Origin of the sequence: Pseudomonas sp. Z3-8, assembly GCF_051131975.1 — a bacterium.
Taxonomy (GTDB): Bacteria; Pseudomonadota; Gammaproteobacteria; order Pseudomonadales; family Pseudomonadaceae; genus Aquipseudomonas.
In genome coordinates this window covers 1,714,713-1,726,716 of sequence record NZ_CP071643.1, presented here as the reverse complement: position 1 = coordinate 1,726,716, position 12,004 = coordinate 1,714,713, and the positions used below count along the sequence as shown (strand labels likewise).

Below are 12,004 nucleotides of genomic sequence, written 5' to 3'. Positions count from 1 at the left end.
GGGCCCGCTGTGCGGGCCAGCGGGAGCAAGCTCCCTCGCCACGAGATCAAGAGCCCAAAAGCCCACAGGCCACAAGCCCAGTAGTGCGATCAGGCCAACTCAATACGATCCGCATGAATGACAATCTGTCCATTCTTGTACAGCGCACCAATGGCCTTCTTGAAGTTGCCCTTGCTCACGCCAAACAGGCTGCTGATCAGCGCCGGGTCGCTCTTGTCGCTGACCGGCAGCGTGCCGTTGTTGTCGCGCAACTTGGCGAGGATCTTCGCATTGAGGCTGGTCGCCGCTTCCTGGCCCACTGGCTGCAAGCTCAGGCTGATCTTGCCGTCCGGGCGGATTTCCTTGATGAACCCCTTCTCCTGCATGCCGGCGCGCATGAACTTGAAGATTTCGTTCTTGTGGATCAAGCCCCAATGCTTGTTGTTGATGATTGCCTTGAAGCCCATGTCAGTGGCTTCGGCAACCAGCAGATCGACTTCCTGCCCAGGCGTATAGTTGGCCGGAGTCTTGTCCAGGTAACGGTCCAGGCGCGCCGTGGCAGTGATGCGGCGGGTGTGTTTGTCGAGGTAGACGTGCACCACGCAGTATTCGCCGGCGGTCATCTGGCGTTTTTCTTCGGAGTACGGCAACAGCAGATCCTTGGGCAGGCCCCAATCCAGGAACACGCCGATGCTGTTGACCTCAACCACTTTCAGGCTGGCGAACTCGCCCACCTGGACCTTCGGTTTTTCCGTGGTAGCGATCAGTTTGTCGTCGCTGTCCAGATAAATGAAAACATTGAGCCAGTCTTCATCTTCACTCGGAATATCCTTGGGGATATATCGGTTGGGCAGCAGGATTTCGCCGTCCGCGCCGCCATCCAGATATAAACCGAAGTTGGTATGTTTAACCACTTGCAAACTGTTGTAGCGCCCGACTAAAGCCATTTCCAGATACCCTCATTACGTGGGCGGCATTCTACCCGGTTTTGCCGCGTGATTCGTGGTCGCCGATGCAGCCGTTGATTTTCCTGGGTTTTCAGCGAGGGAGCGGCCATTCGTCAGACGGCGGCTAGGGCGAATCGCCACATTTCGAGCCCGAACCACGTCAAAGGTTGTTATTTAAAACAGTGGCTTAGGGCGATAAACGTACATAAATCGGTAATATTTCCGGCCTCGCTGCGCTATATTCCGGAGGGATATTTACCAAGCAATTGTCAAGTATTTCCTGTACGATGTCTGGCCCAATTAATTATCCATAGGTTAATGGCCGTCATGCGCGTAAAAGCATCCAACAGCAAAGCAAAGCCAGCTCCAGCCGTTGAAACCAGCGAGTCGATCAACGACCAGATCGCTGCGTTCCTCAAGTCCGGCGGTGAAATCCAGCAGATTGCCAAAGGTGTCAGCGGCCAGACCTTCGGTCCGTCCAAGCAGATCAGCCTGGGCAAGAAGTAATCCCCGTTTCACCTGGTCCCAAAGCGCTTTGAATCTCGAAGCGCTTGGACTGGAATCTCCCCCGCTTGACCCCCTTCACGCATAAATCGACGAACGGCCATCGCTGCCGGGTATTCGCCGGTATGCTTGCACCTCTCTAGCTCAAGCGTTTCAGCTTGGTTACGATTCCCTGCTCCTCGCTATTCATGGAGTGAAGCATGCGCATTCCTGTTGTCTTGCTGACGTTCAGCCTGCTCGCTTGCCCCGCATCTTATGGGCAGGTGTTCCAGCGCGAGCTCGGCGACTTCGATCTCAAACTCGGCACCACACCCAGCCGCAGCATGGCCCAAGGCCTGGTCACGCCGTCGAGCACCGGCTCGTTCCACGGTGGCCTGGACCTGAGTCATGACAGCGGTTGGTACGTCGGCCAGTGGTCACCCAGCGCCGGCGTATCCGCCGACCTTGAGATCGATTCCTACATGGGTTTCAAACAACCCTTCGACCAGACCCTGGGCTACGAAGTCGGCTTGATCCACTACAGCTACCCTACCGTCGATACTCTCGACAGCCAGGAATTCTACGGCGGCCTGACCCTGCTCGGCAGCCGCTTCGGCGCCGCCTTGAGCAACGATCCGGACAAACAGAACAGCACCCTGTTCGCCGACCTGGGCGGCAACGTGCCGTTCGGCATTGGCATCAGCGCCAAATACACCACCCACCAGCTCAACTCGCCTGTTTCCGTGGATAACGGCTACGTCAGCAGCTTCAGTGACTGGTCGTTGAAAATCTCCCGCCCATGGAAAGGCATCGACCTGGACCTGATCTACAGCGACTCAAGCCTCAGCGGCAGCAGTTGCTCCGCCTACTCCGGCCACAACAGCGAATGTGACAGCTTGCTGACCCTCAAGATGGCCCATCCTTTTTACTAAGCGTTACTTATTAATCGGCTGAACTGCCGCGCGCCTGCCATGCTCAAACAAAGCACCTCCGCCTTCGCAAGGACTCGCTCATGTCGCGCTGGTTAACACGCACCGCCATGTTCATCGCCCTGCTGCTGACACTCACCGCTTGCAGCCGCGTCGGCCTGGCCTACCGCAACCTCGACCTGATCATCCCCTGGACCCTCAACGATTACCTGGAGATCAACGGCGAGCAGAAAGACTGGTTCAACGACCGCCTCAAGGAACACCTGAGCTGGCATTGCACTACGCAATTGCCCGGCTACCTGGATTGGCTCGATCGCCTCAAAACCATGGTGCAGACCGACCAGGTAACCGACGAAGCCCTGCAGCAACGCACCCGCGAAGCCAAGGCCGCGATCGCCGAAACCGCCCGGGAAATCACCCCATCGGCCACCGAACTGTTACAAGGCCTGAGCGATGACCAGGTGGCCGACATGGACGCCGCCTTCATCAAGGATCAACGCAAACGCCAGCGGGACTACCTCAAGCCGACCTTGCAACAACAGATCAAGGAACGCGCCGAGCGCATGGAAAAACGCCTGAACGACTGGATCGGCCCGCTCAATGACGCCCAGCGCCAACGCGTACAAGCCTGGTCCACCGCGCTTGGCGACCAGAATCAGCAATGGATCGCCAACCGCGCCCACTGGCAGAACCAGTTCAGCGAAGCCGTCGCCCAGCGCCACAGCCCGGACTTTCCGAAACGCATCGAGCAACTACTGGTGAACCGGGAAAGTCTGTGGACGCCCGCCTACCGCGAGGCCTACAACAAAACCGAAGCCCAGGCCCGCAGTCTGTTGGTGGACCTGATGGCACAGAGCACCCCGACGCAGCGTGAACAGCTGTTGAAAAAGATTGACGGGGTGAAGAAGGATTTCAGCGATTTGAAGTGCCTGAAAGCAGCACGCCCATAAGCCCCACCACAAATCCCCCTGTGGGAGCGAGCCTGCTCGCGAAGGCGGCCTGACGGTCAAACGAAAGTTGCCTGTCAGACGGCTTTCGCGAGCAGGCTCGCTCCCACAGGAGAATGGGTGAATCCATCAGGCAATCTGCGCCTTCGAAGCCAGATCATCAAAAGTAAACTCATCCAGCGCATCTTCCTGCTCATCCAGCACTTGGCGCGGATGATCATTGCCCGGGATGCTGCTGTCGATCAGGCTCAACAACCGCGAGCCACGGGGCGTCAGCACAAAATTCTCGCCGTTGCCGCCCTCTTCCTCCGGCCGCGGCTCGATATAACCACGCTCCAGCAGCAGTTTTTCATACTCGCCTGCAACCGCTTTCAGATGATCGAGGTTCTCGATGTCCTCGCCCAGAGCCGCCTTTTCCGCCGCGTACTGCTCCGCATAGGGCCGAGGGGTAAAACTGTGGCCGGCGCCGTTTTGCACTTCGTGCAGCAACCGTTCGATCAAGTCCCAGTTATAAGTCGTCATCCTGGTCCATCCTCTAGAGAGTGAGATGCCTACTCAGTTTGTGACCGAGGCGGTGCGGCGCCGTTCAGCCGGGTTTACCGGCGGCGTCTTTCCCACGCCGACCAACGGTTTGTCGAATCCGCCGGCCGCCAAACGACTAGCCGTTGCAATCGCCGATCAATGAGTCTCTGAGGAGAAGCCCTATGAACATCGAGCACCATCAGGTCGTATCGCGGGAAGCCTGGCTCGCCGCCCGCCGCGAACACCTCGCCCACGAGAAAGCGTTCACCCGCGAACGGGACAAACTCAGCGCCGAACGCCGCGCGCTGCCCTGGGTAAAAGTCGACAAACGCTACTGCTTCCAAGGCCCCCACGGCGAACTGAGCCTGGCCGACCTGTTCGGCGGCCGCAGCCAACTGATCATCTACCACTTCATGTTCGGCCCCGGCTGGACCGAGGGCTGCCAGGGCTGCTCGTTCCTGTCCGACCACATCGACGGCGCCAACCAACACCTGGCCCACCACGACGTCGCCGTCGTCGCCGTCTCCCACGCCCCGTTCGCCGAGTTCCAGCCATTCAAACGGCGCATGGGCTGGGCCTTCGACTGGGTCTCATCGGCAGGCTGCGACTTCAACTACGATTTCGGCGTCAGCTTCAACGCACAAGACAGCGCCGCCGGAACAGCCACCTACAACTACGAAAAAACCGACAGCGCCGAAAGCGAACTCCCAGGCCTGAGCGTCTTCTATCGCAACGAAGCCGGCGATATCTTCCACACCTACTCCACCTACGCTCGCGGCCTCGACATCCTCGTCGGCACCTACAACTACCTCGACCTCACGCCAAAGGGCCGCAACGAAGCCGAAATCATGGACTGGGTGCGCCACCACGATAAATACCAGGAAGCCAAGCCCCACAGCTGCTGCCATGGCTGAAGCGCCAGCCACCCGAAGTCGAGCACCGCCCCCGTGGCGAGGGAGCTTGCTCCCGCTCGACTGCGCAGCAGTCGCCTGCTTTAAGCCGAAAGATGCCAAGCGAAACGCCCTACATGAAACTCGGAAAATGGTGTCTTGTGGCGATGGAGAAGGTCGGCCTATAGTCCCTCGTCGCCCAAAATAGCGACCGGGTTTGGCGACCCGAATCAACAGAGAGACTCATTAACCTCCGAGGCTCTTGCTATGACCAGATACATGCCCATCACCGGCGTCGACTGCACACCCGCCACCCTGCTCATCGACACCGAAGCTCCACTCGACGTTCTCTTTGAAACTGCCGACTATCGCATCCGCTGCGTAACCCAAGTCCTGGAAAATATCGCGTTCCGCTCAGAAATCAGCTCCGATACCGTCGTGCTATCCGACTTTTGCAAGCTGTTGACGATTTCTCTGCGCGATGGATGTGACGTGATGGATGTGATCGGAAGACGGTTGCGGGCGCAGGTAGCAGAGTAATGAAGGACGGGCGACTGTAGTCGCCCGGCTAACGCAACGTCGCCAACTAGCTAGCGGAGCTCTTTAAGTAACGCTTTTCTAATCTCTCAGCAGACCTTAAAACACCGTCCGCATCATCAGGAAAGAAAGCAGAGTAAACATCAGTTGCAACTCTCATCAGAGAAACGTAGTCAGCCACCGGGATACTTGAAGTCTCCACTTCGCCCAAAAAGAAACTGACCTCACTGAAATCTTCTGGATCGTCCCAGTCCTGATCAAGAGAGTAAAAAAAACCTTCACTCACAGAGAAGCCAACGCCCCGCGAAGCGTCATAGACAAACGTTGGAAAATTAATCTTCTCCATCGCCATAGAAGCCTTTATCAACTCGTAAAGGTCGTCATAATCCAGACCAGTTGCAGCAAACGACTCCTTAAGGCTCTCAAGCCAAGCAACGCTAGCCATCAGTTTGTCCTCGGCGGAATGGTGACAAAGTAAGAAAGTGGCTAGATTTATTTTCACCCACTGCAAATCAGGATCGAGATGCGGAGCACTCCGCTGGTCATCATAGAAAATAAATCCGCCACCTTTTCCCTAACGCTCAATTCTAATGAACTCCAAATACTTACCAAACTTAGGAAACACCACATAATTGGAGTAACATTTCTTACTCACGGGCACCATACTCATAGACCTCAAATTCCCAAAAACCTAATCTTGATACTTTTTTTGAAACCTCGCTCCAGCTCGCCCCCGAACAACCCAGCAAGAACTTTTCAATGACCTGAACAATTTTTTGATAGTTGTACTCACGAACAATAAGGTAATGCATTCCAATAAGAACACCCCCTTCTCCAAGGTTCTTCTCAATCCATTTCGGAGTACAAACCTCAATCTCAAAAGACTCCTCACCATCCTCACCTGCCGGCCCAATCATCGCTTGCAGGAGGAAGCCAAAATTATCCGAGCATTCAGGATGGTAACTTTCAAGATTATAAATATCTGGGCTATGAACCCGCTTTAACTCTGCATTCATAGTTCAATCCGTAATATCTAAGCGAGCATTTGACCGCCACTTCTTTGTTTCCTGGCCTGGAAACTTTTGCTCGAAATTAGCCTGGATTTCCTGCCGATGTGGTTTGTATTAGTTAGCCACTAACAAACCATTCTCGGTGAGAGCACACCTCCCTCCGGCACGCCAAAACCTAAAGTAATAATCCAAATTGATATCAAACCTGAATAATGGCCGCCCAACGTACCAAGCAAGATAATAATCCGCAGCCAACCCATAAAACGCCTCGAACAGCGCATAAATGTGCTCGGCATCAGAAACTTTGCTCCCCCTGATCGCATCCCCTATCTCATCAAACAACCAGTAATGAGGAATATCTTGTTGAAGCCGGCTGTCCATATCGTGGCTATTAACAAAAAGCACTCGGGCAGTTTTACAAATTTTCAGAATTTCGGTATCACCGAGCACCCCACAAACCCTCTCTTGCTCCTTCAACCACTCCCGACCCAGATGTATTAGTTCATCTTTTCCAACTTTAAACCTTGGCAGAAGATATAGAGACCTCTCCATATCTCCAGAGGCAAGAACGCGTTCAACTCTATCAGCTAATTCTTCTGAAAATGGAAAATAGCGGAATATACGACGAATCTCTTCGGAACTGTCGTGAGCTTTAAACAATCCCAAAAAGTGGGATTTATCGAAGACTGCTCTGCCTTCACAGAAGGCACACCAGTCGGACAATAAAGACGTCACAATTTTTTCCCCCAGCTTTTGGTAGAGACGGCAGTAAATCAGGGTCAATTTTCCACCTACGTTGAAGGGAAATCACTCCCAAATTAAACTCATCAAGGGACAAAAAGGGGACGACAAAAAGGACAAAAAGGGGACAGATTTATTTTCCGTTCTTCCCCCTTGGCCGCCCCTGACCTCGTTGTTCTACCCGAATACCAACAATTCGCTCTACCTCATCAACGAAGCGCCCTGTCCCGGTCAACTGACCTCGCTGCAATGCATCACGGATCAATCGGACCTGCTCTGTAGGTATGGCCTCATGCACGAAAGCCTTATATCTACGACGCCGCTCCACAGTCGTAGCGCCTAGAGCAACGAAGCAGGGATCGACATCCAGCCATCCGCTGTCAGGTCCCTCACCCAACCGGCTTCCGTAGCTCGACCATTGGTAATCTGCTACGTCGGCCACCATTTGAGCGCGTACAGGATTCAATTCTATGTAACGACAACAGGCAAGAAGATAAGCGTCTGATTGCACTACGCTGGATTTATAACGGCTTTCCCATAGGGTACCGGAGCGCCCTTCCAACCGGTTACGGTAACGCGTGGCACGTGCCGCTAAAGCCTTCATCATCTGCCCCAACCCAGCGATCGACTCACCCGGGGCCAGCAGCAGATGGACATGATTGGTCATCAAACAATAGGCGTAGACCCTAACTCCAAAAGCATCCTTGAGCTCGCGCAGATCCGCCAGGTAGCGTTGATAATCCTCGGGAGCCGCAAAAACCACCTGACGGTTATGGCCGCGCTGCACGATATGGTGTGGATAATTCGGCAAAACAATACGTCCCATCCTGGGCATATTTGACCTCTCCTCCGTGGAAGCTTTCAGCGTAGCAAAGGTTCAGAAAATAAATCTGTCCCCTTTTCTCCCAAATCCTGCTCCAACTGCGCTCGCGCCTCCGGAGTGTCCAAGTGCCTCAAGAGGTCAAATCGAGCGATCTGGGCTTCCGTTCGCGCGGCGGTGCAGGCTGGGCTCCTGGCAGCTCCATCACACGCCGCCCAAACGGCTTTATCACGATTCACGTCCAGTAGATTAAGCTCGTCCCTGCGAGCACAGGCCTGCATATCGCCATTGTTACAACGCTTAACGGCCTCCAAACGCTCAGCATTTTCAGTGTGATTAAGGAAATTGTTCTGCGTCGCGTTGGCGGCGATGTCTGCTGCGATGCGCGGGTCGCTGCCTGAAACCACCGCAGTGAGCACACCAAGCAACTGCGACATGGCCAGTAGGTTGGCTTCAGCCTGCTCGGCTCCTGGCTTGTTCGGATCATATCCCTCGGGTAGCGCCAGCTTCGCCAGATACCCGATAAGCGCTTCGTTGGCGCCTCCCGCCAAGGCCCCTGTCTTGAAGTCACCGCCCATGGCCATCGATTTCAAGCCACCAACCAAGGCGTGGGCAGCGATTTTGGAGGGACTGCCTTCGACCATGTGGTCGCCGACCGAATTAGCGGCAACAGCCCCGGCAATATCAATGACGGCACCGAGGAGGTTATTGACAAAGTTATCGCCCTAGAAGAAAAAGGGGACAGATTTATTTTCCGATCAGCTTTGCCCCTACACAATCAACCAGGGCCTGATCACTCCGCATCACCACAGGCTCAGAAAATAAATCTGTCCCCTTTTCTCCTGCAGCTCAGAGCTTCAAGCCCCAGCGTAGTCTTGAGGTTGCGCAGATCCAACTCCACATGCCATCGGTCCTTGAACAGTGATTTGAGGGCAGCTTTTGGCACCTGCTGTGGACAATTGAAAGTGGTGACCAGGATTTTTCCACCGGCCTTCAACTCACGTACTGTCAGCGTTTCAGGTGCCTCGTCGTAATAGGCCTGACATCCAGGACGGCTTTGCCTTGGGCTTTTTCAACTCAACCAAATGATCTTCCGACCCCAAGGGCTTTCCCAGCTGAAAGTCCGTGCTACGCCGTCGAGCGCCATATTGTTCGAACACCCCGTCCACGCCTCGATGTTGCAATTCACACAACAAAAAGTAGGTTGCGTAGTAGGCATCGCCCAGCACAATGTCACCTCGTTGCAAGGTATCGAGCATGGTTCTGAGCAGCGTCTGCTCATCACCTCCTTTACCGCGGAAACGTCCCAACGAGGCATCCAAAACAGCACCGCTGGCGAGGCAAACAATTCCCACCACCCGGCAGATGGGAAAGCCCAGTCCGGCTTTCTGCCACGAGATTGCGGATAGGCCTCTTGGTTGGCCGGCGTATCCGGCAGGGTAACTGTAGTGCCATCCACGAGGCGCACAGGTCGCCCCCTCCAACGCCACGATTACAGAGCCCGGTTGCTCATCGATGACCCCGTGGAGCGCAACAAGGTTGAAACCATCTCCACCGGCAACCGCGCTCTGGTTTTGCAGTAAGCACCGGTATGAATGCTGTTGGGCTTCAACCCCTCGCAAGAGCGCCTGACAGAAAAATCATTCACGGCATTCTGACAGGAGCGATCGGCGCTCATCGCCTGGGACAAAAACAGGGACAATGTTTCGGTCGGGGGGAATAGCCGCTGGCGAAGTTTGGGTATTGACGACTCGACACCCCGCAATAGCTCTGGATCGGTGAGCAACTTGAAGAAAGCATGAGCATTGCTGTTCGTGGCGTGCTGGCGCATACGGTGCTGTTTATGTCGGACGATTTGGCGTCTACGATTCACTCGGGCTGTGTCCTTGCTTGATCGGTGTGTGTTCGCAACTATCACCGTAGACCAAGGCCAGCCTTTTTTCATTTTTTGCAGCCGTATCAGCTAGTTAGCCGTTAAGTAAGTGCCATTCATATCCGTCCCCGTTTCTCAACTTTAAAGGTAGTAATCGATCCAGTCCTCCGAATCAATTCCGGACCTATCCATCAGACCTGGGAATTTCGCTTTAGCCAGGGCTATAAACTCCGCACTGAGATTTATAGAAACATATCTTCCAGGAATATCTTCCAACATCATCGATTCCACTTCAAAACAACCGGAACCTCTATCAAAAAAACCGACTATTTTTACTCGATGAAAAATAAAACTTTTTCCACCCCCCAAAGGGAGAACAGTGTCGCGTACCGAATAAGCTATATCACTATTCAACAAGCGAATTTTATCCCCACTCTCAAACGGCTCTGAATAATTTTCTCCCACCACATACAAGCCAAAATCAATTATGACAAGCCACCCAGAAACATTCACTGTTTCACGCTCCAATATAGATTCCTTAATGCAGTGCCGTTCAAAAACACGTTCAACATCCATAGCTATTTTCCTATCACGATAGCATTAACACCAGATGACATCGCACAGGAAAAAAGGGGACAGATTTATTTTCCGATCAGCTTTGCCCCTACACAATCAACCAGGGCCTGATCACTCCGCTTCATCACACTGCAAAGCAGATCGAGATGTGGAGCGCTCCGCTAGTCACGAGAAAAATAAAATCTGCCCTCTTTTTCCTTTTTTTTATTACTCGAATTCTTTATTCTGCAATTCAGCTTTTAGAAAAAGCTGAGCACGTTCAGATAGCTCACTCCACTGATACATGTTTAGAACTACATTTCTCTTACTCGAATAAAAGTTAAATTCAATAACCCCCTTCTCAGATATTCCAATATCCATAAACGGCTCACTCCCACCCTTAAAATACACACACAAATATGGAAAAAAAATATTTATATCACCTACCTTCTCAAACTCTAGCTGCTTCATCATTGCACTCCACGAAAGCCGATATTTTCGCAGAAGGTGGCCAAAAAAAAAGGACCACCAAAAAAGCAAAACTGTGTTAAATAAATCCGTCCTCTTTTCTCCGGTCCCCTTTTCTCCGACAGTCCCCTTTGCACCATTTTATTCGTGCTCTCGCCTAGAGTATAAAATCCACTAATCGGATCTAAATCTCGCTTAGCACCCTCCGCATGCACGCACTGGATATCAATTTTTTTGATCGCCTGCTCTTTCCCTCCCAGCGCATGTAAATTTGTAGCTACAACCTCTAGGCTCTCCAAATCAAAGTCTGTTGGCTGACGATCAAGATAGTATCGAATTAACACAGAACCACTATTATGATATCCGACGGCGATGGCTCTAATATTAGGGTATATCTCGCCAAGTAGCGCAACGCGGAAGCACGCCACGAGCCAATCCGGCAATTTTTTCGCGAATAGCATCTCAGTTCCTCGCATCTGGAACAATATGGGCACCATTTTTCCCATAGGGAAAAAAGGGGACCGGGAAAAAAGGGGACGGGAAAAAAGGAAAAAAGGGGACAGATTTATTTTCCGTTCTTCCCCCTTGGCCGCCCCTGACCTCGTTGTTCTACCCGAATACCAACAATTCGCTCTACTTCATCAACGAAGCGCCCTGTCCCGGTCAACTGACCTCGCTGCAATGCATCACGGATCAATCGGACCTGCTCTACTAGGTATGGCCTCATGCACGAAAGCCTTATATCTACGACGCCGATCCACAGTCGTAGCGCCTAGAGCAACGAAGCAGGGATCGACATCCAGCCATCCGCTGTCAGGCCCATCACCCAACCGGCTTCCGTAGCTCGACCATTGGTAATCTGCTACGTCGGCCACCATTTGAGCGCGTACAGGATTCAATTCTATGTAACGACAACAGGCAAGGAGATAAGCATCTGACTGCACGACACTGGATTTGTAACGGCTTTCCCATAGCGTACCGGAGCGCCCTTCCAGCCGATTGCGGTAACGTGTGGCACGTGCCGCTAAAGCCTTCATCATCTGCCCCAACCCAGCGATCGACTCACCCGGGGCCAGCAGCAGATGGACATGATTGGTCATCAAACAATAGGCGTAGACCCTAACTCCAAAAGCATCCTTGAGCTCGTGCAGATCCGCCAGGTAGCGTTGATAATCCTCGGGAGCCGCAAAAACCACCTGACGGTTATGGCCCCGCTGCACTATATGGTGTGGATAATCCGGCAAAACGATACGTCCCATCCTGGGCATATTTGATCTCTCCTCCGTGGAAGCTTTCAGCGTAG

At 53.3% G+C, this 12,004-nt stretch carries 15 protein-coding genes and 2 pseudogenes; 6 read left to right on the top strand and 11 right to left on the bottom strand.

What is annotated here, in order from left to right; translation table 11 throughout:
• Positions 1-89: 89 nt before the first annotated feature.
• Positions 90-926: a CvfB family protein gene (locus J3P94_RS08135; RefSeq protein ID WP_434572546.1), complete on the bottom strand. Its 837-nt coding sequence runs from the start codon at positions 924-926 to the stop codon at positions 90-92.
• Between the two features lie 318 nt (positions 927-1,244).
• Between J3P94_RS08135 and J3P94_RS08130 the strand changes: the two genes are divergently transcribed.
• From J3P94_RS08130 to J3P94_RS08120, 3 genes are all read left to right on the top strand, one after another.
• Positions 1,245-1,433, top strand: coding sequence for a hypothetical protein (locus J3P94_RS08130; protein ID WP_018607615.1), 189 nt, complete (start codon positions 1,245-1,247; stop codon positions 1,431-1,433).
• A gap of 197 nt (positions 1,434-1,630) precedes the next feature.
• The gene (locus J3P94_RS08125; protein WP_434572544.1) at positions 1,631-2,341 is read left to right on the top strand and encodes a TorF family putative porin; all 711 of its coding nucleotides are present in this window, start codon (positions 1,631-1,633) and stop codon (positions 2,339-2,341) included.
• A gap of 80 nt (positions 2,342-2,421) precedes the next feature.
• Entirely contained in the window at positions 2,422-3,288 is an 867-nt protein-coding gene (locus tag J3P94_RS08120) for a DUF6279 family lipoprotein (protein WP_434572542.1), read from the top strand.
• A gap of 126 nt (positions 3,289-3,414) precedes the next feature.
• On the opposite strand, the gene J3P94_RS08115 is transcribed toward J3P94_RS08120, so the two are convergent.
• The gene (locus J3P94_RS08115; protein WP_305499510.1) at positions 3,415-3,807 is read right to left on the bottom strand and encodes a transcriptional regulator; all 393 of its coding nucleotides are present in this window, start codon (positions 3,805-3,807) and stop codon (positions 3,415-3,417) included.
• A gap of 25 nt (positions 3,808-3,832) precedes the next feature.
• Here J3P94_RS08115 and J3P94_RS08110 point away from each other — a divergent pair, with 25 nt between their 5' ends.
• The 3 genes from J3P94_RS08110 (at position 3,833) to J3P94_RS08100 (ending at position 5,237) form a co-directional block, all read left to right on the top strand.
• Entirely contained in the window at positions 3,833-3,970 is a 138-nt protein-coding gene (locus J3P94_RS08110) for a hypothetical protein (RefSeq protein ID WP_434572540.1), read from the top strand.
• Positions 3,971-3,989: 19 nt separating this feature from the next.
• Positions 3,990-4,721: a DUF899 domain-containing protein gene (locus J3P94_RS08105; protein WP_434572538.1), complete on the top strand. Its 732-nt coding sequence runs from the start codon at positions 3,990-3,992 to the stop codon at positions 4,719-4,721.
• A gap of 243 nt (positions 4,722-4,964) precedes the next feature.
• A complete protein-coding gene (locus J3P94_RS08100; RefSeq protein WP_434572536.1) occupies positions 4,965-5,237 on the top strand; it encodes a hypothetical protein in 273 nt (90 codons plus the stop codon).
• A gap of 46 nt (positions 5,238-5,283) precedes the next feature.
• Here J3P94_RS08100 and J3P94_RS08095 read toward each other — a convergent pair whose 3' ends face one another.
• The 9 genes and pseudogenes from J3P94_RS08095 to J3P94_RS08055 all read right to left on the bottom strand — a co-directional run bounded on the left by J3P94_RS08095 (position 5,284) and on the right by J3P94_RS08055 (position 11,969).
• A complete protein-coding gene (locus J3P94_RS08095) occupies positions 5,284-5,679 on the bottom strand; it encodes a hypothetical protein (protein ID WP_434572534.1) in 396 nt (131 codons plus the stop codon).
• 202 nt (positions 5,680-5,881) lie between these two features.
• Positions 5,882-6,250 (bottom strand): immunity 8 family protein, encoded by a 369-nt coding sequence (locus tag J3P94_RS08090; protein WP_434572532.1) that lies wholly within the window; start codon positions 6,248-6,250, stop codon positions 5,882-5,884.
• Between the two features lie 108 nt (positions 6,251-6,358).
• Positions 6,359-7,027, bottom strand: coding sequence for a hypothetical protein (locus J3P94_RS08085; protein WP_434572530.1), 669 nt, complete (start codon positions 7,025-7,027; stop codon positions 6,359-6,361).
• A 91-nt stretch (positions 7,028-7,118) separates the two neighbouring features.
• Entirely contained in the window at positions 7,119-7,820 is a 702-nt protein-coding gene (locus J3P94_RS08080) for a transposase (protein WP_434572528.1), read from the bottom strand.
• Between the two features lie 26 nt (positions 7,821-7,846).
• Positions 7,847-8,488: a DUF6862 domain-containing protein gene (locus tag J3P94_RS08075; protein WP_434574132.1), complete on the bottom strand. Its 642-nt coding sequence runs from the start codon at positions 8,486-8,488 to the stop codon at positions 7,847-7,849.
• 149 nt (positions 8,489-8,637) lie between these two features.
• Positions 8,638-9,678, bottom strand: a pseudogene (locus J3P94_RS08070) (IS4 family transposase); the annotation flags it as partial.
• Between the two features lie 141 nt (positions 9,679-9,819).
• Complete coding sequence (locus J3P94_RS08065) at positions 9,820-10,254, bottom strand: hypothetical protein (protein WP_434572526.1); 435 nt, start codon at positions 10,252-10,254, stop codon at positions 9,820-9,822.
• Between the two features lie 449 nt (positions 10,255-10,703).
• Complete coding sequence (locus J3P94_RS08060) at positions 10,704-11,162, bottom strand: hypothetical protein (protein WP_434572524.1); 459 nt, start codon at positions 11,160-11,162, stop codon at positions 10,704-10,706.
• Positions 11,163-11,266: 104 nt separating this feature from the next.
• Positions 11,267-11,969: pseudogene (locus J3P94_RS08055) on the bottom strand (transposase).
• Positions 11,970-12,004: the final 35 nt, after the last annotated feature.

What these genes read in the sequence shown, in the direction of transcription:
- J3P94_RS08135 (WP_434572546.1), bottom strand. Translation starts at nt 926, where the DNA reads ATGGCTTTAGTCGGGCGCTACAACAGTTTGCAAGTGGTTAAACATACC.
- J3P94_RS08130 (WP_018607615.1), top strand. Translation starts at nt 1,245, where the DNA reads ATGGCCGTCATGCGCGTAAAAGCATCCAACAGCAAAGCAAAGCCAGCT.
- J3P94_RS08125 (WP_434572544.1), top strand. Translation starts at nt 1,631, where the DNA reads ATGCGCATTCCTGTTGTCTTGCTGACGTTCAGCCTGCTCGCTTGCCCC.
- J3P94_RS08120 (WP_434572542.1), top strand. Translation starts at nt 2,422, where the DNA reads ATGTCGCGCTGGTTAACACGCACCGCCATGTTCATCGCCCTGCTGCTG.
- J3P94_RS08115 (WP_305499510.1), bottom strand. Translation starts at nt 3,807, where the DNA reads ATGACGACTTATAACTGGGACTTGATCGAACGGTTGCTGCACGAAGTG.
- J3P94_RS08110 (WP_434572540.1), top strand. Translation starts at nt 3,833, where the DNA reads ATGCCTACTCAGTTTGTGACCGAGGCGGTGCGGCGCCGTTCAGCCGGG.
- J3P94_RS08105 (WP_434572538.1), top strand. Translation starts at nt 3,990, where the DNA reads ATGAACATCGAGCACCATCAGGTCGTATCGCGGGAAGCCTGGCTCGCC.
- J3P94_RS08100 (WP_434572536.1), top strand. Translation starts at nt 4,965, where the DNA reads ATGACCAGATACATGCCCATCACCGGCGTCGACTGCACACCCGCCACC.
- J3P94_RS08095 (WP_434572534.1), bottom strand. Translation starts at nt 5,679, where the DNA reads ATGGCTAGCGTTGCTTGGCTTGAGAGCCTTAAGGAGTCGTTTGCTGCA.
- J3P94_RS08090 (WP_434572532.1), bottom strand. Translation starts at nt 6,250, where the DNA reads ATGAATGCAGAGTTAAAGCGGGTTCATAGCCCAGATATTTATAATCTT.
- J3P94_RS08080 (WP_434572528.1), bottom strand. Translation starts at nt 7,820, where the DNA reads ATGCCCAGGATGGGACGTATTGTTTTGCCGAATTATCCACACCATATC.
- J3P94_RS08065 (WP_434572526.1), bottom strand. Translation starts at nt 10,254, where the DNA reads ATGGATGTTGAACGTGTTTTTGAACGGCACTGCATTAAGGAATCTATA.
- J3P94_RS08060 (WP_434572524.1), bottom strand. Translation starts at nt 11,162, where the DNA reads ATGCTATTCGCGAAAAAATTGCCGGATTGGCTCGTGGCGTGCTTCCGC.